This is a genomic window from Paraglaciecola chathamensis S18K6 (genome assembly GCA_000314955.1).
GTDB lineage: Bacteria > Pseudomonadota > Gammaproteobacteria > Enterobacterales > Alteromonadaceae > Paraglaciecola > Paraglaciecola chathamensis.
In genome coordinates this window covers 96349-115004 of the sequence record BAEM01000050.1, presented here as the reverse complement: position 1 = coordinate 115004, position 18656 = coordinate 96349, and the positions used below count along the sequence as shown (strand labels likewise).

Here is an 18656-nt window from a genome sequence, read left to right as displayed (position 1 = left end):
GCTAACTTTACCAATGCCCCTCGTCTTGGGCAAGTAAACACCTCATTTGACGTGATAAAAAATGTAGAATCCTTATATTAATTCAGGTTTCACTAACAAAATTTTATCAAGACCTCAAAAAAGAACAAAAGCAGATGTTTCGTGATGGAAATATGATCTCACTCAGACCATACATTTAACAGAAAGTGCCCAGCGCTATATAATTAAAATGACAATATATTTGAGCGTTAATTAAACACTTCTCGCCAGTGAATAATTCGGTCGTTTCCTCGATACAGGCCGAAAGTCAAAATAGAAGATGGACCATCGATACTGCTAGCCCCGGGGCAGAGCGTTAGGTCAGAACAGATATAACCATCATTGTTCCAATCAAAGTTCATGTATTGCGCCCAAGCTGGGTTACCTGCGCTTGGATCTAAAGTCACCCCGACTGCACCCGCGACGCCAGGGCCATTGCCTGATGCACTGCCTGTAAGCGTAAAGTTGCTATTTCCTAAAATTTCTCCTGCAATCAAGGTGCCGCTACTGACGGTGGGATCAATTTGTCCGGTTATGTCATTTCCTCCTTGAGCGCTCAACACTATTTGCCCTGCACTTTCAGTTAAATCGATAGGTGTACAATTGTCTTCTTGGTTGAGTTGCCAGCGACCATTGAGATAATGCTCAGCGCGAACAGGGGTAACCAGAAAATCTGTTTCAGGTCCAAAATTTGGTTCAAGGGATAGTCGTCCGTGACGCACATTCACGTTTGTACCTGTGATATTGCTGCCAGTTTCATCGCTAATGCTAAAATCTTCACATCCCGATATAGGATAATCGCTTTGATAACACACATTGTTATCGGCTGTTAAAAATGTAGCCAGAAAGCGCATATCCACCGCTGCCGCGAAAGGCTCTAGCAAAGGATAAGCAGTAAAATCCGTAGCCACTTTTTGATATGCAAATGTTGCGTCTGGCACTTCAACTAAAGTGATACCATTAAAAGCTGTTGGCTCGGTGATCAATGCAGGTGCTTCACTTGTAATGCGGGTAACGACCGGGCTTGATGTAGCATGAATTGACGCATCATCAATTGCCACGCCAGCCGTTGTGTCAGGGCCATATCGCCAGTATCCGTTGATATAATTTTTAGTCACGTTCCCCTGGGCATTCATTGCCACCAGCTCAACTTGGGTAGACGGCGAAAACGTCACCTGCTGCCCCATATAACTAAAATTACCGCACTGATTTACAAGCTCTGGCGCAGTTAAAATCTGCACATCAAAGTATGCTGGGGTAAATTCCCCTAAGATAAGCGTGCTGTCAGTGTTAATCGCGTCAATCGGGTTATTGTTATCTGGTAAGTAGTTAACGTCTTGCACGTCAAGACGAATGACGCCCACTTCGCTGTAATTGGCTTGGTAATCGTATCGCCCGCCCACAAAGCTCAGCGTTGGCGTATTAGAAAACTGTTTTGTTAGACTCGCTAAAACACCTGCAGCGTCGCCGTAGATAAATGTGCCATCTGCACCTGCTGCTTCGTATGGTAGCATTCGCTCTGCGGCTATTTGCAATTGCCCCGGTTGATAATTCGCTAAAGGACTATCCCCTACAGCGCCATAAGCGGTAATCGTAAAGGTAAACTCTTCTCCGGCGGGGTACACGTCTGGGTCGACGACAGAGGGGTAAACGCTAAAGTTATTGTCTGTGTACACCAATGCTGTCGGTGCCACAGATAACTGCAGATGAGCAGGAACAACATCCACACTCGTTGTGCCAGAGGTAATAGTTACACCGTTTATTTGTGCTTCTGCCCGCAGTCCCACGCGCCCAGCATCGGCATAGCTAAGTGTATCTAAAGATGCAATGCCATTAGCATCAAAGGTTAGCCTAACGCTACCCGTGGACTCACCACTAGGGTTTGTACTGGTATCAATACCGCTAAAGTTAGTTTCGCAGCGGTTTGGCGAGGTACAGTTGACTCCAAGCGTAATTTCTTGCTGTCCCTGCAGCAATGCTTGGCAGACACCATTGGTATTTTGCACAGCTCTTAAATTAGCACCACTAAAATTAAGTTCTGCTAATTGGTCTGGTAAAAACTTGTCAGCCACATCAGTACCGACAAACTCAAAACCCGCGTCTACAAATGTCATACTACAATCTTGCGCTCCAGAGCCAGTATTGACGCAACGCAGCGGCACATCAGGAGCGGCAGATGATTTACCAAAATTAAAGGTACTTGGGTCAAGTACGCTAAGAGGCGTATTTTCGAGGGAGCCAGTAAACACCAATGGGTCACCTGCCCCCCAAGTGCCTGGGGTAATACTCAAAGCGCTTTGCTCTGTATATAACTCGCTACAGCTTTCATTGGCGCATGCTTTGATTGTGACGGTTTCAGCTTCACAGGTTAAGCCCTGCCCGTCATGTTCAATTTGATAATGACTTATCGCCTGACAGGTACTCACACGCCCCATGTCGGTATTAATTTGGCTACTGTTTTGCACGAACGCGTTTAAGCGAACGTTATCAAATTGACCGTTTGCTGAATTACGACTCATATTAGTTACAATATAAGTAGTGCGATTGTCGCCTATGTACAAGCTATTGAACTGAGCAATACCGCTGTTCAAATTTAGGCTATTGGAACGCCCTGCTTCTCGCCCGTTGACATAAATAACCGCAGTTTTGGCGGCATAATCATAACTAACAGCGATATGCACCCATTGCTGTGCCGCAAAATTTAGCCCACTTGCAACCACTTCCGCATCACTGTCGTTAAGATCCTCAAGCCCGAAATACAAACCCGAGGAACGTAAGCTAAGATAAAAATACTTAGAGTTGGTATTTCCTATATTTGTAGAAGCATCAAATAACTGACGACTCGTGCCACTAGACCACGCTTCGTTACTGCGATACCAAAATGAAATCGTTCCAGCAGAGCCCATGTCATCAGGAGCGATACCCGTATTGATAGCGTTAATGCTATTGGCAGAGTTATTGAAAGGGATATCCGTAAAGCGACAAGAAATCTGTTCGGTAGACAAAACGGACGCTATATTCCCGACGGGCGAAGCATGTCGTGCGTTATCGGTACTGTCTAAGATACTTTGAATGCCGTCAAATTCAGCTTGCTCAAACTCATACACAGTATAAGGTTCCACTTGACAGGGAGAAACATTATTCAGGTCGGTGTTGACCTGATCGCTACTTTGGCTGTAGTCATAAATACGTAAGTCATCAAATTCTCCATTCGCTGAGTTTTCAGTCATATTGAGAATTTTATAGCGGCTGCGATTATCGCCCACATACAATGTATCGAAAACCGGAGCCTGCCCATTTAGGCCTAAATTGTTAGTTTGTGCCCGTTGTCGACCATTAATAAAAATTGCCGCACTATCTTTACTGTAATCATAACTCACAGCGACATGCACCCATTCTTGCGCCGCGAAACTCAGGCCAGACACCCGTAATGCCCCATCAGCGTCAGTGCTGTCTTCTAAACCAAAGTCTAAATTTCCTGAACCTAAGCTCAAATAGAAAAAGCGTGAGTCACCATTACTGCCCAACCAAGTGGACGCATCAAAAAGCTGTCGCCGAGTACCGTTTTGCCATGACTGATTACTGCGATACCAAAAGGAAATTGTGCCTTTTTTACCAATTTCATTATCAACGCGCAGTCCAGTGTCAATCGCAGAGCTCACATCTGAGCGGGTATTGTTAGGCACACTCATGACCTGACAAGATTTTTGCTCACTGGGATACTGAGGAAAAATATCCCCTACAGGTGAACCGTCATAACTTGAAGAAGACGAATCCGTTATGCTGCCATTGCCAGACCAACTGGCTTGCTCAAACTGATAAAAGGCCAGTGGTGGCCCATCACATATTTCTTCTTCTGTGGCCGTGACTTCAAGGTCGTCCATATAAAAACCGGCAACAGAATTCGAACCGCTTACTTCGAAGCCAATGGCCACGTTACTGCCAACATAATTTGATATATCAAAACTTTCAGAGTTAGCCGAGGTTTGCGTCGAAGAGACGCTGTAGTTCTTTAGATTGTGCCAAGACTGCCCGCCATTAGTGGAAATACCCAAACGTACAGTGGAGCTACCTGTAATATAGCCGGTGCGATAATTGAACGTCAGCTGAGCGCTAACCGCATCAGATAAATCCAGCGTTCGATACAAGAAACGACCGGAGTAACTACGAGGGCCTGAGCTAGAAATGATCCCCAACCGCATGCAGTTGCCATTCGTGCATAGTGTGTTGGCCACGCGTAATACGCCTTGAGAAACACCATCATTTTCGTTCGCTTCACGCCAGTTTGATGTCCAATTTCGGGCACCAGTACTATTGCCATAACTAGCTTGGGGAAAATGATCACCAATAGTGAAAGTTTCTGCGTTACAACTGTTTCTGGTTATTTGTCGCCAAGTAGCAGAAAAGCCTCTCCCCACGATCGATTGATCTGTGTTATGCACAATAAACATAGCGCCAGAAGTAGAGGTAATTGAATCAGGTAAATCGCTCCCAGTAAACCTTCCTAATTGAGGCGCACTAGCGTCAGAACCATCGTATACAGTCAAAGTGTCATACCCACTTTCATATTGAAAATCGGTAAAAGAAAGCACTATATTGCCACTAGTTTCGGGACGAATTAAAAACCCACAATTTTCAAGATTGGCGTAATTTCGATTTTCACCGCCTGAGTCGGTGATATCACCGACGGCTTCTTCACTAAGTAAATCTGTGCACATAGAATTTGCCAGCGCGGAAACTGGAAATAGGAAAACAGTGAGAAAAATGACAGATAAAAGCGGACTTTTCATCTTTTAAGCCTAGTCCACTGACACACGGATAACGGATTACATTTCATACCTAAGTACATCTTTATTGTATCCCTTCAACAGATACGTTACGACTCACCACTGTGTCGCCTGCGATACAGGAGCCTTGGGCAGTAATACGAAAATACTGGTACAAATCCCCACTGTCATCCACAGACACAACATCGCAAGCACTTGTGTAGCTGCAATTGCCTAAGCCAGGTGTATTGGTAAAAGTGAAATTGTAATTAGCAGGGCAGTTGCTCGCGCCAGAAAGCGGAAATGCACCGCTAACTGCCTGCTCTACACCGCTACGCGCTGCGTTTAACGCCCGCTGACCATACACTTCGCTGACGACGCTATCGGCCGATGCGGCGAACATTGTCAGCATTGTTGAGGCTAATATAGCCAGCACAATAATGATAAATAAAGCAATAACTAACATACTACCGCGCTGTTTCTTGCAGTAGTGGAATTGCGCCATAGGATGCAGCTTACGGGACATTGGGCACATGGATATCACTGCTAAGGTTAATGGTTTCATCGTTAAGCTCAAAGGCGAGCAGGATCTGAATGAGGCTATTTCGATTCAACGTGGCGTTTTGTATGGTAAATGGGAGTTGCGCAGAAACTGACAGATCGTTAATGATGTTTTCTGCCATTAGCGTTCCGCCTGCGCCAAAGACGGTTTGTGTTTGGCCGATAGACGTTTGGTGTCTAAACATACTTCCACCACGAACGCAGTAACTCACTGCATTTCGCACTATATATAGTCTAGATGCCGGGGAGATATCCGCAAAAGCACCATCGACTGTTAAGGTCGCTAAATGCTCTGGGCTGTCATTGCTACCACAGTTCCCGTCTCCGCTGTCTGTACAAGATAAAATAGAACGCCGCTTTTGCCGACCAACATCAAATACATCATCACTGTCCGTGGGGTAAACAACGGCCATGTCACCACTAGCCAATGAAAATTGGCTGTTGATATCACCTAGCTCGACAGTATTTACCGTACGCTCTGTGGAAGGCACGATTGGCAAACGCGTGTAATACGTCGCCCACGCGGTAGGAACAAATTCGATACATTGGCTACCATTAGCTTCGGCGACACGAGCACTATTAGGCACTGCACTGCGTAATTCCCGGTTTAAACGTTCTAGCACAAAACGGCTTTGGCTAAGAAGCTCATCACGCTCACTTACATCATTAAATATCTGCACCCCAGAGCGAATAAAGCTAGTTACACCGATAGACACCACCCCTAAAACAATAATGACAGTGATAAGCTCAACCAGGGTAAAACCTTTTTGTTGGTGCAACGTCACATGTTTACCCATCAGTAGTTATACCTGTAGGTCGAAAATACTATGTCTTCGTTGTTCGGGGTCGTTACGCTCACAGTGATAAGCTTTGCAAGCCCTACTGCGTTGTCATTTATGCCATTTAAATCGGCGTCATAAAAAACCGACACAGTAGCTCGAAAGCCTTGGTATAGGTTGCGTCCATTAATGCTCATGGTGCCACCCGTGGCGCTGAGTATGTTTCCGTCACGCTCATCTAAACCATTAAAATCATCTACATCGTTGTATGCACCACGGCCTTCCCCGTCAGGCCCTAGCGCGCCAGGTAATGTACACGCCGGTGCTGATGATTCACCGCAACGCTCGCTACTATTACGACTTGAGTTCTCATCAAAGGACTTACCGCTAATTTCATTAAGTAAGGATTGGCCTAGCTCTGTCGCTCTCACTTGAAATATGGGATCAATACTACGTGTTGCTTGAGGAACGATCATGCTGACGAAAAAGGTCATGGCGATTGCAAACACCAGCATACCGATCACCAGTTCAATTAAGGTAAATCCGGCATTTTCCTTTAACTGCACGGTTAGTCTGTTAACATTCATGAATGTACCCTTCACTTTCGACGCAGATAGCCGGCGACTGACTTCCTTGAAAGGTAATACGACACTCAGTCTGGCAACTTCCAACATTGGTTGAAGGGCGACCAAGACTATCAAATGCCATAAGATTGAATGCGCCATTTCCTGTATCTAGCGTCGTCATGCTAATACCATCAGCGGCGATTTCACCAGCGCTGGTTCGCAGAAAATCAGGTGTGGTGTAATTAATACTGGTTGCACAAGTCGCAGTACGTTCAGCTTGGGTGTTATTACGATAACTAAGGGTTGGTGGGCCAAAAGCCGGATTCGATGTATTGAAATTTATTTGGAAACAATAACCGTTTCGCGTGTCTTGCATCGCGCGTTGTTGCATCGCGCGTAACGCTGATAATAAACGTGATTGATAGCTGTATTCAGCATAGCCCGTACTATCAAAGCGACTCGCAGCGGATACAGCCAGAATACCAATAATAAGGATCACCACTATTAGCTCAATAAGGGTGAAACCACGTTGCACAGCATTCACGGGGAATGTGTTTTTGCCGCCCAACGTATTCATTCATTTTACTCCAAACAGGAAGCCGGAAAAGAAAAGCCAAACTAAAATTGGCCAATCACTAACACTCTTCCGGCTTAACCAGCTTAACAGCCAGTGGTAATGCTGCCGATCGTTGGTTCTTCACCTTCAGCTGTAGCTGCTTCATTATGAATGTAGTAGGCATAACAAGCCCCAGCATTCGTTGTACCGTTTGGATAAACGATTAGCGCCACAGTACTATGGGCTGGTAAGGTCGTGAAGCCATCTGCAGTAAGATCCGCATCTATATTTTGAGATTCATCAACACAAAATTCAGAAGTACAAGCTCCACTGGTTAATACTTCAATATTTGCGTCAAGCATATTGATCCAAGCAAGATCCCAATCGTGACGAGCATATCCGAAATCAGTTTGCACGTTATCACCGTTTTTCAGGGCTAGGGTTGCTGCTGCTGATGCATTTGTCCCATCAAGTAGAGATTTAGCATGAATAATGTCGCTGGCTGACTGCATTGCACCTTCCATCCCTTTTACAACAGATGCTCGGGCATCACCTTGAATATCTAAAAATTTAGGCGCTGCAGTTACCGCCAAAATACCCAAAATAACGATAACAATGATTAATTCAATAAGGGTAAAACCACCCTGTTGTTTACTGTTTTGCATGATGTTACTCCAATTTGCTAGATAGCAGTTTTAAACTGTATAAAGTTATACCAGCTGCTTTTAGCCTCAGCTATTAGCAAATGGTAGCGTGTCAAATTATTGACTAATTATTACTAAAAACAATTACTTGCCCGATTCTTGGATCGTATATAAAGCCATTACCTGCGGTATTGTCAACGGGCTCATTGGTATCGTTTTTTATAGTCTGGGTTAAATAGTAATAACAAAGATCATTTCCCCCAGAGCCATTTCCCTCGCTCTGACGAGTAAAATAGCGGTGTTCATCAAACGGGCGATTGTTCCAATTAGAAGAGATAGTTGGCGCGCTTTGCATGATTAAGTTAAAAATACTTTCACAATCTAGCAGACTTATTTGCGTATCTTCGGTACTGCTATCTGTATCAAGCTGTCCTGTCGGGTATCCAGTGTCCTGATCAACGCCAATCCGAATATTATCCATCGTCACAAAACTTAAATTTGTGGCAAAATTTTCTTTCGGCCGCCCTTCAATTTCCCATTGAGCTCGCACCAAACCCACGCCTGTTGCAAAACCACCTGCAACCCCTTCAACTGTTGCATCTTCCGCTTCTTCGGTCACATCCAGTAAGCGCGGTAAAGCAGTGGCGGCTAACAGACCTAAAATAACCACAACGATGACCAATTCGATTAAGGTAAAACCTTGTTGGCGTTGAGCGCGCTTTGTTGGAAAGGCGTGGCTTTGTGATCTAGCTAATTTCATCATCTTTCTCTACCCATTCGGTTAACTTATGATTTTGGAAACCTGTCCCGTATACACTTTATATTCAAAATAAGGCCCTGTTGATAATCTGTATCGGCAAATCGATGCCAGAGCATTATCACTAATCTGCACCCCATCATAAAACTCGGCGTACATTTTAAATCCTTCTACTTCTAAATCTTTGTTCAGCACATCGCGCCATAAGTCAGCGCAGCCTTTACTTGTTGGCGCTAGCCTAGGCCAGCCTAAATGACTCATATTAAGTGGGTGGCGGCCGGTTTCGTTTCCCTGTGCATCATAGTTCACGAGTAAAATACTACTCGGCCTTCCTTCATTTTGCCATTGCCAATGGGCATTCAATGTACTCTTGGTGAACTGCTCCACTAAGGTTTGCAAAGCCACTTTGCGAATACTCGGACTGCTGTCATTGAAATAAACGATAAAGCCTAATATGAGTGAGGTAAACACAACCACGACCACTAAATTACTAAAGAGGGAGCGTTCACGTTCGTCACTGGCTTCATTTCTACGCATAAATTAACCCTGTATCGCCCCCATCATGTTCCACATTGGGGTGAAGATACCCAGCGCTAGTACCAGAACCATAGCTGCCACCACCATGATAAGCAGGGGTTCTATTTTTGAGGTTAGACTTTTTAGGTCATAATCTACTTCACGTTCGTAAAACTCAGCAGCTTCTCCAAGCAATTCATCCACCCTGCCAGTTTCTTCGCCGACATTAATCATTTGTAGTACCAATGGGGTGAACATTTTACTTGAGTTAGCCACTCGAGACAGGCTCTCACCTTTTTCAATGTTTTTGCGCATCTTAACTATTTTGTCGGCCATAAAAGCATTGCTCACAGCGTCAGAGACTAAGTTAAGCGCCGCAGTTAAAGGTACGCCAGAACGCAGCATCATAGAAAAGCTCCGCGCAAAGCGACTTAATAACGTACGTTCAAAAATTCCGCCGACAATTGGCAAGCGTAGTTTGGCTTTGTCCCAATTAAAGCGCCCCTTCGCAGTATTGATATAACGCGACACCAAGTAGATAGCTAACACTATACCCACCAGCATGTAAGGCCATTTAGTAATGAAAAAATCCGAAGTAGCGAGCAATATACGCGTCATCAGGGGCAACTCAGCACCAAAGCTGGTAAACATATTGGCGAATACAGGGATCACGAATATGTTCATGATCACAAGCGCAGCCACAACGGCTAAGATAACGAATGTGGGGTATCGGGTAGCCGCTTTAATTTGTTTGCGCGTTTCTTGCTCGCGCTCCATATAATCCGACAGCTGCAAAAATGCCTCGTCTAGTCGACCGGTGTTTTCCCCTACGTGTACAATACTAACGAACAATTGGCCGAACACTTTGTTGTGTCTATGCAGTGCTGAAGACAAGGTACGGCCGCGTTCTAGCTGATCGCACACGTCATTTAAAATCTGTGTCATGCGCTCGCTACTAGATGTTTCAGCTAAGCCCTTAACCGAACGAATTATGGGAATGCCTGATTTTGTGAGTGAGTACATTTGACGAGAAAAAATAACCAAATCTTCGAGTTTAATTTTCGGTGTAAACAAAGACACATTCAAAGAGGCCGCAGTAGCTCCTTTAGCCTCTTTTATTTCGATAGGGGTAAATTGTCGGCCAAGTAATATTTGCGCCACACTTGAGGCGTCATTCGCTTCTATATTACCTGCGGTTAGCTCACCGCTGGCATTTCTCGCCTTATAGGTAAAATTAGCCATGGCCGTTATCCGAACTATCGTCTTTTGGCTCTAATTCGAAAGCAAATCCATCACTTGAAGGGGCAGGTTTATCTTCTTTGGATTCAAATGTATCTGTAGAGTCGACGTTTGTTTCTACGCTGCCAGCATCAATTTGCTCTACTAGCGCTTCGGATTCTGGGGCTTCTTTTTGCTCATCAGCCACCATTTCTATCAATTTCAGTACTTCTTCAACCGTGGTGATCCCCATTTTCGCGTAGGTTAATGCCACTTTCGCTAAAGGGACAAAGCCAGGGCTATGCTGGGCCGCTTGACCGAATTGAATAGAGTCATTGGATTTCAATGCATTCATCATGCTTTCGGTCATTTCGAGCAACTCAAACACACCCACACGACCACGATAACCAGTGTTATTACATGTTTGACAGCCTCTACCGCGCCTAAACGTGACATTGGCCACTTGAGGGTCGATATTTTTTAACCACAGCCCTTCCTCAGGTGATGGCTGATGTGGCTCGCTGCAGCTTTCGCAGACTTTTCGCACCAATCGTTGTGCAATAACAGCCCGTAATGAGCTGGCAACCAAATAACCTGGGGCGCCCATATCGAGTAAACGCACAGCACTGCTGATAGCGTCATTTGTGTGTAAAGTGGATAACACTAAGTGACCGGTTAATGCGCCTCGAAGACCTATTTCAGCGGTTTCTTGGTCACGCATTTCCCCGACCATGATAATGTCGGGATCTTGCCGTAAGGTGGTGCGCAGTACGTTGGAGAAGTTCAGACCAATCTTACTATTGGTTTGTACTTGGTTGATCCGAGGTAAGCGATATTCCACGGGATCTTCAACGGTAATGATTTTGGCGGAAGGCTGATTAAGCTCACTTAATGCCCCGTACAATGTGGTTGTTTTACCTGAGCCGGTAGGGCCTGTAACAAGGATCATCCCGTGAGGACGCTTCAGTAGGACTCGGAAACGCTTAAGCAAAGGCCCCGGCATACCCGTTTGGTCAAGTGACAGCACACCGGCTGATTGGTCAAGTAGTCGCATAACCACTGACTCACCATTTTGCACCGGCATGGTTGAAACCCGTACATCGATTGAGTGGCCCTTAATGCGCATGTTTGTGCGACCATCTTGCGGTAAGCGCTTCTCTGAAATATCTAGTCCAGACATCAGCTTTAAACGAAGGACTAAGGCCGAGGCAATATTCTTTTCTTTTATGACATTTTCTTGCAGCACACCATCAACCCGCAGACGAATACGCAGCAATTCGTTGTCAGGCTCTATGTGTATATCTGATGCTTTGGTTTGCAAAGCATCCTCAAAAATGGATTGTAATAAGCGAGCCACGGCGGTGTCTTGCTCGTCATCCACCCCGGTATCAAAATCAAATTCTTCATCGTCTTGATATTCTTCTGCCAATTCTTGGGCAAAAGAAGCAATATCTTCAGTTCTACGATAAAACCGATCGTAGGCTTGAAATAATTGCGCGTCACTTACCACAGCCACTTTAACCGGCTTAGGTAACACACCGGATAAAATATCAATAGCGGCTAAGTCGGCCGGGTCACTCATGCCCACCAGTAAATGATCACCTTTATCGTCAAGTACCAATGCGCGGTAACGACGGGCCTGCACCTCGGGTAGCAGTAATACCGCTTCTACCGATACTTGGTATTGCGTTACATCAACTAGGGGAACCCCTAAATGCTGAGACAAAAAAGTCAGTAACTGGTTTTCCGATACGAAGCCCAACTCTATCAGCATATGCCCCAGTTTTCGGCCGCTCTGCTTTTGAGCCGAAAGGGTTTGCATCAGCTGTTCTTCACTGATGATTCCTTCTTGAACGAGGAGATCCCCTAAGCGAATTTTGGTTCTTGGCTTCATTCTATTCCAACTAAATCATTCAAACGTTGTCGCACAAACGTAATAACTTGCGGCGTTAACTGCTGTTCATTGTCTGCTTTTTGGTAACTTACTAAGGCTTGCGTCTTGTCGCCTGAACTATCCTGGGCGATACCTAGCCCTAACCACCACTTGGCTTGCTGAGGTTCAGCATTAACCAATTTTTGATAATCTTGCTGCGCTTGCGCATAGTTTTCCATCTGCTGGGCCAGGGCACCACGATAAGCATAGTAATCACTGTGCAACACCATTGACGGAGACACTTCTAACAATAAGCTTAACGCTTTGGCTGGGTTGTCTTGCTGAGCAAACAATCTCGCCAGCATCAAACGCAAATCATGTTGCTCAGGCGCAGAGGCCACTCCCTCTGTGAGCAGTGCTTGCGCTTCCTGCAGACGATTTTCTGCAAACAGAAGAGAGGCTAGTTTTTTACGAATACGCACATTATTAGGGTCAGTGCTTAGCAGCTTTTGTAATCCACTAATCGCGATTAAGGTTTTACCGTCACGTAGTGCCTGATTGATTGTTTGTTTTAATCCAGCTTCGGAGTAGCGAGTTTGGTTCGTTTGCTTGCTAAATACGGCTTTGGGCTGCGCGCTATTGCCTGAGTCAGTTTGCTTGACACTCGCTACGCTTGCGGCTTCTGGCTCAGTACTAGCCAACTCGGCTGTAATGTCAGGTTTAGCATTTGTATTCTGAGTTTGCGGGGTCTGTCTCTCAGATGAGACATTTTGCGTATTCGTTGTTTCTGCTACAGCCGAAGTGGGCGCTGAGGTGTCCGGTTCAATCCACACCACTTTTTGGCGAGTTGAGTCATCCGCTAGGGCATCGGCGGTCGGTTTTTCAACTTGAACGGCATCAGCCGCTTCATCCTCTAATAATGCATTCACAGCAGGTGTGTTAGCGCCTTGGTTTGAGGTGTCGCTATCCAGTATTGACCAGTAATATCCCCCTAGTACGATAAGAGCAACAGTCAATAACAAGAGCACTATCCATGCAAATTTAGCCACGTTACGTTTAGGTGGCTGATAGTCAGCGCTTGCGGTTTCTGATGCACTCTGTCTTGCCTCAAGATCTTGTAGCATTTTATTGACCACACTCATATGCCATACCTCTGAAATGCCATATACATAGCCAGACCAACACCCGCGATAAGCATTAATCCTAGTAGCGATTTAGCTAGACCAAAGCTATTTTTATAGGCCGCTTCGGTATCTGCTATGGCCAGCTTAACGTGCCTTGTTTCCACCTGTTGCTTCCCTTCGCCGTAAGCTAACATCAGCGCCTTGTGACACAATACATTGACAATACGTGGTGTACCTTTGCTAGCTTTAAACAGTATTTTGCAAGCTCGGCTTGAAAAAATATCGCCTCCTCGATAACCCGCAACTGACATGCGATGACGCACATATTGGAATAACTGGTCAGCATCCATTAGTTTTAATGCATAAGAGAATGTCACTCGCTGTTTCAGTTGGCGCAGCTCCGGTAGAGCGAGTTTATCGTCAAGCTCAGGCTGACCGAACAGCACGACTTGCAGTAACTTACGCGATTCTGTCTCTAGGTTAGTGATTAATCGTAACGCTTCAATACTTTCTACGGGAAGGGCTTGTGCCTCGTCAATGATCAGCACCACGCCTCGATTTTGTTGATTTATTTCAATTAAACGACGCTGTATGCGCTGAGTAAACTCTTGCTGATCTGCATGCTCACTGAGCGTGACATTAAGCTCAGCAGCAACCGAACGCCGTAACTCGCTCGGTGTTAAATACGGGTTGGGAATATATGCAGCCACAAAATGGTCAGGCAATTCGTTCAGTAACTTACGACAAATTAACGTTTTTCCCGTACCTACCTCACCCGTGACTTTAATAAACCCCTCACCGGTTTTAATGGCAGTCAACAGTACCGCTATTGCTTCCTTATGGCTGGGCAAGCCAAAGAAGTAGCTGGTGTTTGGGGTCAGGGTAAAAGGCAACTCCTTTATACCGTAGTGGTATAAATACATAAGCTTATTCCACGTGTAGCCAGTCAGCCATTTGATTGCGGCTGCGGATTAACTGCTGTCGCCATGTGTCAGCACTGACCACAGTAGGACGCAGCAAAATAACCAATTCCTTTTTGATTTCACTTTCCTGACGGTTCTTAAACAAGTTCCCCAGCAGAGGGATATCACCTAACAAAGGCGTTTTAGATTCAGTTTCAGAGATGATTGATTGCATCAACCCGCCGATAACCACTATCTCCCCTGATCGCGCATGAATGATGGTGTCTGATTCACGAATATTGCTAGCTGCTAAGGGCAGTACAAATTGCTCTTCATTTAAGGTCACCACCTTTTCTTGCTCTTCGGTTTCTATCACCGAAGGATGAACATGCAACAATACCCCGCCTTGGGCATCTATTTGTGGGGTAACATCAAGGGCGATCCCAGAAAAGAATGGCGTCAGTTCAATATTAGGCGTGGTCGAAGCCGTTGCTGCGGTTACTGTGCTCTCACTAGAGACGTCCGTTACAAAGTATTCATCATCACCCACTTTTATGACCGCTTTTTGATTGTTTATTGCCGTCACTCTAGGGCTAGATAAAACCTGCACATTGCCTTGCGTTTGCAGCAAGTTAAGCACACCGCTGAAGTCTTTATTTACAAAGGATAAACTTGTTACACCGCCCAACGTGGCCGAAATGGCATCCCCTAGGCTGCCTGATGTAGTCGAAAATTGAAAGTCTGTACTGCCACTGTTTGCCAATATTTCTGACCAGTTAATACCTTGCTGATAACCATCACTTAAAGACACCTCTAAAATGCGCGCCTCTAGGATAACCTGACGCTGAACATGCTCTTCTGACGTGGCAAGAAACTCTTTTACTGAACGTATTTCATTGGGCATAGCGCGCACTGTCACTAAACCAGCCTGTGGCATAACCATCACACTACGGCCTTCTTCCTTGCCAATCATAACTTGCAAAGAGGCCAATAAGTCTTTCCAGAAATCTGTTTCCGTGCTGGTTGATATACTAGTGCCGTTGCTGTTACTTCCCGAGCTCAAATTATTTGAACTTCCGCTGCCAGACGAAGAGTTTCCACTGAAATTGTTTTGTGAACTGCCCGAACTACTGTTACCACCTTGAGCTTGCGACACACCACCTGAGGTAATACTGGTTTGTGTCGCCCCATCTCGTTTCATAAGTAGGTAATTTACCGCAAACGTTTCTGTGCGCATCCCTGTGGGATAAATACGATAAATGTTTTGTCTGCGCTGTATGTCGTAACCGTAAATTTCAGTCACAATGTCAAAAATCTGCTCTAGGGTAACTTGCTTTAAGTTAAGGGAAATCAAGCCTGACACAGAAGGATGAATAGCCACACTAAAAGGGGTGTCTTCTACGATGCCAGAAAAGAAGCTTACCGCGTCTATTTGCTGAGCATTAATATCAAATTTAGGTTCACCGAAAAGGGCCTTATCAGCTTGTTCCGATTTTGGCATCAAGGTTTGATGAACAGCATCAGGTAAAGCTGGAACCCCCGTCTTTTTCGTATCAGTCGTTTGTTTTGTGTCAGCAATTGCGTCGTCTAATGATTTCTCATAATGCTTTGTGTCATGCTTCGCCTGACAGGCAACTAATACCAGCAAGAAGCCAGTTAAAGTAATACGCTTAAAATCCATCATTTGCATCTTTTATAAATTGAGAGTGATTGACAAAAAGTTCTTGCGGGCCTTTATCGCCGTGCAATACAACTCGACTTTTGCTAATTGATACGAGGGTTTTCCCTGCTATGTCTTGCCCTTCTTTAACACTCATACCGTTGATAATCGCGTGCTTGTGCATGCCATTAATGAATATGGCATTGAGGATTAATTTATCGGCCAATTCGCCATTAACTGAAGTACTAGGTACTGCATCATAAGGACGAGTAGGATCGACCAATACCTGACCATAAGCAGAAGCAACGGACACTGGAAAAACCAATAAAACACGCAGAAAAAAGCTGATTTTATTATTCATATCAAACACCTATAAACGCCTTACTGGTACTCAAGGTATACAATTCCACTTCAACCAAAGCCTCTGGGTACCCAGTCACAACGTAATTAAAACGCTTCCAGTAAAACTGCCATTTGAGGCCTTCAATGCGCGTAAGATAATGTTGAATATCAAAGTAACTCCCTCTTAATGACAACAATACCCCATGGCGATAAAGGTTGATTTCGTCTACCACAGTGTCATTGCTTTCAGCGTCAGACTCCGCATCAACTTTCTTTGTCTGTGAACTCAGTACAGGCGTTGGCGCAATTGACTGCATAGACACCAAGGTTACCCCTTGGCTACCGGCTAGCATGTTTTCTAATAAGAGAGGCATTTGTGTCGGCGGTACTAAATTGACGGTCTCTTGTTGCAAATACAGATCTAAATCTTGGCTTTTATCAGTGAGCTTATCTAAAGATTCAACCAGCAAATCATTCGGATCGTTACCAAGCGCATACTCGGCAACTTCGATTTGCGCTTGCAAACTGTTTAGCTGATTTTGCAAAGATGAAATAGTTTGTTCATTTCGAGTTGTGCTTTCATTCACAGGCTCGATGAAAAGCAAATAACCAAGCAGGATAATGATAACCACACCGCTGAACAAAATAAGTAGCTTCTCGCGTTGCGTGATCTTTAAAAACTGCACGAAAAGCGTGTTATACCTTTCTTTTAATCCTTGGTTGGTAGCGGCTTGATTCATGGCTGTTCCTTTACTTCTGCTTGCACTGACTTTTTAGTGTCTAAAGTAAACATCAGCTGCTGATTTGGGTCACGATAAAGCTTAGTGGTTGAGAACTCCTGCCCCTTCAAACGCGGGGTTAAACTCAGGCTGGTCATCCACTTAGGTATAAGCGATGAGTCAGTTGCTGCGCCCTCTAACATCACTTGGTTTTCATCCAAGTGAATGCGAGTTAACCACAGTCCATCTAAATGGTGTTCAGCCAGCCCTGTCATTAGTCCTGCAAATCCGTGGGATTTGAACTGTTCCTGCCCAGACAACTCATCAATGACCCTTTGTTTCAAGCTCACTTCTAATTGCTTACTTTCAATAGCGGCCAATAACACTGGGTCTTTGGTGCGCCCTGCTAACGTTTCATTCAATATGACGAGCTGATCTTCAAGCTGATTTTTTTGTGTTTGTATAGCGCTTAATTCCTGCTCAACACTTTGACCATGACTATGATTGAAGTAATAGACTGCCCCAAAAACTATCAACAAGATTGCCCAAATTGCGATCACGAATGACAGCGTAAGCACTTCAAGTTTTGGGTGTAATTCTGGTAAATACAGGTTAATACGAGACTTCATTGGCCTGCCTCACTATTAATTTCAATGTCTGTAAGCGCAGCCCCCAAGCTGGCTAAACTGACTGTCGGGCTTGGCTCGTTAGGCGTTAACGGCAAGTCCATAATAGAGACTGGCATAAACGTCAGCTCTTTAATCAACTCCGCTAACTGCGCTTGAATAGGCGTATTCAGGTGAACCACAATGTGACGCACTGGTGCTTGTCGCAATTGGCTTTCGAAGTAATCCATTGAGCGCTGAATTTCGACACTCAGAGTGTCCCCCATGCCCATTTGAAACTCTTCTAATGAAAAGCTCGCCAGGTTTTCATAGCCTTTCAAGCGACGTGAGAAAAACAACTTACCCTGTTTAAGGATATTTAAATTAATTTGCCCGCCTTTTTCTTGAAACAAGCTTAAAACAGCATCGTCACTTGCAGCTAAAAGCTCTGACGTGGCCAACTCTTCTATGGTAATAGTGCTTAACTTTAAGTCGGCTTGTGAAATGCCTTTAATTATTGAGGTAACTTGAGGGCGCGAGATAGCAACCACATTGACTTTTTCTTTACCGCCAATCGCAGCGGGATGATCATAATAATCAAAAACGTGCTCATCAGTACTGGTGAGCTGCTCTTTGACCTGCCACTGAATAGCTTGAGCGACTTCTTGCTCTTCTACTTCCGGCCTATCGATTTGAAATAACTGATACTTATTTAGCCCTAACGCAACATGGCAAGGTGTGCGCGCCAAGTTGTTCTGGGTGACATATTCTTGTAAGTGTTTAACCCAATCTTGCATAGGGAGACTATGCTGCTTTACCCACTGGTAGGACCCAGATTTTTTTTGGATAACATTTAGGTGCAACTCAGCATCACCCATTTCAATCCCAATCGAGTGAAATTTTGATGGCTTGCTAAAGTACTGCTTAATAAACTCGCGCCAGCTAATTCGCATTTTTCAGTTCATATCTTGTTACATTACTTCGCCATTACAGCAAACTTTGAAATAAAGCACCAGCAATATAAATCCCTTTTGAATCTCGATTTATTAG

17 protein-coding genes are annotated in these 18656 nt (G+C 44.8%); all 17 read right to left on the bottom strand.

The features are described 5' to 3' along the window. Positions 1-227 precede the first annotated feature (227 nt). Positions 228-4736 carry a DUF6701 domain-containing protein gene (locus GCHA_RS18465; RefSeq protein WP_007991028.1) on the bottom strand — a complete coding sequence of 1503 codons (4509 nt, stop codon included), beginning with the start codon at positions 4734-4736 and terminating at the stop codon, positions 228-230. Positions 4737-4869: 133 nt separating this feature from the next. Then, positions 4870-5310 (bottom strand): pilus assembly PilX family protein, encoded by a 441-nt coding sequence (locus GCHA_RS18460; protein WP_039992792.1) that lies wholly within the window; start codon positions 5308-5310, stop codon positions 4870-4872. After that, the gene (locus GCHA_RS18455; RefSeq protein ID WP_007991024.1) at positions 5300-6142 is read right to left on the bottom strand and encodes a PilW family protein; all 843 of its coding nucleotides are present in this window, start codon (positions 6140-6142) and stop codon (positions 5300-5302) included. The genes GCHA_RS18460 and GCHA_RS18455 overlap by 11 nt, the downstream gene beginning before the upstream one ends. Beyond that, a complete protein-coding gene (locus GCHA_RS18450) occupies positions 6142-6711 on the bottom strand; it encodes a type IV pilus modification PilV family protein (protein WP_007991022.1) in 570 nt (189 codons plus the stop codon). The genes GCHA_RS18455 and GCHA_RS18450 overlap by 1 nt, the downstream gene beginning before the upstream one ends. Next, positions 6701-7267: a prepilin-type N-terminal cleavage/methylation domain-containing protein gene (locus GCHA_RS18445; protein WP_007991020.1), complete on the bottom strand. Its 567-nt coding sequence runs from the start codon at positions 7265-7267 to the stop codon at positions 6701-6703. The genes GCHA_RS18450 and GCHA_RS18445 overlap by 11 nt, the downstream gene beginning before the upstream one ends. Positions 7268-7350: 83 nt before the next feature. Further along, a complete protein-coding gene (locus tag GCHA_RS18440; protein ID WP_007991018.1) occupies positions 7351-7911 on the bottom strand; it encodes a prepilin-type N-terminal cleavage/methylation domain-containing protein in 561 nt (186 codons plus the stop codon). Between the two features lie 103 nt (positions 7912-8014). Continuing rightward, the gene (locus GCHA_RS18435; protein WP_007991016.1) at positions 8015-8653 is read right to left on the bottom strand and encodes a type II secretion system protein; all 639 of its coding nucleotides are present in this window, start codon (positions 8651-8653) and stop codon (positions 8015-8017) included. 18 nt (positions 8654-8671) lie between these two features. Beyond that, positions 8672-9184 carry a hypothetical protein gene (locus GCHA_RS18430; RefSeq protein WP_007991014.1) on the bottom strand — a complete coding sequence of 171 codons (513 nt, stop codon included), beginning with the start codon at positions 9182-9184 and terminating at the stop codon, positions 8672-8674. Positions 9185-9187: 3 nt separating this feature from the next. Next, the gene (locus GCHA_RS18425) at positions 9188-10405 is read right to left on the bottom strand and encodes a type II secretion system F family protein (RefSeq protein WP_007991012.1); all 1218 of its coding nucleotides are present in this window, start codon (positions 10403-10405) and stop codon (positions 9188-9190) included. Then, positions 10398-12275: a GspE/PulE family protein gene (locus GCHA_RS18420; protein WP_007991011.1), complete on the bottom strand. Its 1878-nt coding sequence runs from the start codon at positions 12273-12275 to the stop codon at positions 10398-10400. Before GCHA_RS18420 ends, GCHA_RS18425 begins: the two co-directional genes overlap by 8 nt. Further along, positions 12272-13396 carry a tetratricopeptide repeat protein gene (locus tag GCHA_RS18415; protein ID WP_007991010.1) on the bottom strand — a complete coding sequence of 375 codons (1125 nt, stop codon included), beginning with the start codon at positions 13394-13396 and terminating at the stop codon, positions 12272-12274. Before GCHA_RS18415 ends, GCHA_RS18420 begins: the two co-directional genes overlap by 4 nt. Next, positions 13393-14301: an ExeA family protein gene (locus tag GCHA_RS18410; RefSeq protein WP_007991009.1), complete on the bottom strand. Its 909-nt coding sequence runs from the start codon at positions 14299-14301 to the stop codon at positions 13393-13395. The genes GCHA_RS18415 and GCHA_RS18410 overlap by 4 nt, the downstream gene beginning before the upstream one ends. A 4-nt stretch (positions 14302-14305) precedes the next feature. Further along, positions 14306-15961 (bottom strand): pilus (MSHA type) biogenesis protein MshL, encoded by a 1656-nt coding sequence (gene mshL, locus GCHA_RS18405; protein ID WP_007991008.1) that lies wholly within the window; start codon positions 15959-15961, stop codon positions 14306-14308. After that, the gene (locus GCHA_RS18400) at positions 15951-16301 is read right to left on the bottom strand and encodes a hypothetical protein (RefSeq protein ID WP_007991007.1); all 351 of its coding nucleotides are present in this window, start codon (positions 16299-16301) and stop codon (positions 15951-15953) included. Before GCHA_RS18400 ends, mshL begins: the two co-directional genes overlap by 11 nt. A gap of 1 nt (position 16302) precedes the next feature. Next, positions 16303-17022, bottom strand: coding sequence for a type II secretion system protein M (locus GCHA_RS18395; RefSeq protein WP_007991006.1), 720 nt, complete (start codon positions 17020-17022; stop codon positions 16303-16305). Next, positions 17019-17630, bottom strand: a complete 612-nt coding sequence (locus GCHA_RS18390) for a PilN domain-containing protein (RefSeq protein ID WP_007991004.1) — start codon at positions 17628-17630, stop codon at positions 17019-17021. Before GCHA_RS18390 ends, GCHA_RS18395 begins: the two co-directional genes overlap by 4 nt. Beyond that, entirely contained in the window at positions 17627-18559 is a 933-nt protein-coding gene (gene pilM, locus GCHA_RS18385) for a type IV pilus biogenesis protein PilM (protein WP_007991002.1), read from the bottom strand. The genes GCHA_RS18390 and pilM overlap by 4 nt, the downstream gene beginning before the upstream one ends. Positions 18560-18656 lie beyond the last annotated feature (97 nt).

Excerpts from the sequence above, each read along its gene's own strand:
- GCHA_RS18465 (WP_007991028.1), bottom strand. The coding sequence starts at position 4,736 with ATGTGCACAGATTTACTTAGTGAAGAAGCCGTCGGTGATATCACCGAC.
- GCHA_RS18415 (WP_007991010.1), bottom strand. The coding sequence starts at position 13,396 with ATGAGTGTGGTCAATAAAATGCTACAAGATCTTGAGGCAAGACAGAGT.
- GCHA_RS18395 (WP_007991006.1), bottom strand. The coding sequence starts at position 17,022 with ATGAATCAAGCCGCTACCAACCAAGGATTAAAAGAAAGGTATAACACG.
- GCHA_RS18450 (WP_007991022.1), bottom strand. The coding sequence starts at position 6,711 with ATGAATGTTAACAGACTAACCGTGCAGTTAAAGGAAAATGCCGGATTT.
- GCHA_RS18460 (WP_039992792.1), bottom strand. The coding sequence starts at position 5,310 with ATGTCCCGTAAGCTGCATCCTATGGCGCAATTCCACTACTGCAAGAAA.
- GCHA_RS18445 (WP_007991020.1), bottom strand. The coding sequence starts at position 7,267 with ATGAATACGTTGGGCGGCAAAAACACATTCCCCGTGAATGCTGTGCAA.
- GCHA_RS18410 (WP_007991009.1), bottom strand. The coding sequence starts at position 14,301 with ATGTATTTATACCACTACGGTATAAAGGAGTTGCCTTTTACCCTGACC.
- GCHA_RS18455 (WP_007991024.1), bottom strand. The coding sequence starts at position 6,142 with ATGGGTAAACATGTGACGTTGCACCAACAAAAAGGTTTTACCCTGGTT.
- GCHA_RS18430 (WP_007991014.1), bottom strand. The coding sequence starts at position 9,184 with ATGCGTAGAAATGAAGCCAGTGACGAACGTGAACGCTCCCTCTTTAGT.
- GCHA_RS18425 (WP_007991012.1), bottom strand. The coding sequence starts at position 10,405 with ATGGCTAATTTTACCTATAAGGCGAGAAATGCCAGCGGTGAGCTAACC.
- mshL (WP_007991008.1), bottom strand. The coding sequence starts at position 15,961 with ATGGATTTTAAGCGTATTACTTTAACTGGCTTCTTGCTGGTATTAGTT.
- GCHA_RS18390 (WP_007991004.1), bottom strand. The coding sequence starts at position 17,630 with ATGAAGTCTCGTATTAACCTGTATTTACCAGAATTACACCCAAAACTT.
- GCHA_RS18440 (WP_007991018.1), bottom strand. The coding sequence starts at position 7,911 with ATGCAAAACAGTAAACAACAGGGTGGTTTTACCCTTATTGAATTAATC.
- GCHA_RS18420 (WP_007991011.1), bottom strand. The coding sequence starts at position 12,275 with ATGAAGCCAAGAACCAAAATTCGCTTAGGGGATCTCCTCGTTCAAGAA.
- GCHA_RS18435 (WP_007991016.1), bottom strand. The coding sequence starts at position 8,653 with ATGATGAAATTAGCTAGATCACAAAGCCACGCCTTTCCAACAAAGCGC.
- GCHA_RS18400 (WP_007991007.1), bottom strand. The coding sequence starts at position 16,301 with ATGAATAATAAAATCAGCTTTTTTCTGCGTGTTTTATTGGTTTTTCCA.
- pilM (WP_007991002.1), bottom strand. The coding sequence starts at position 18,559 with ATGCGAATTAGCTGGCGCGAGTTTATTAAGCAGTACTTTAGCAAGCCA.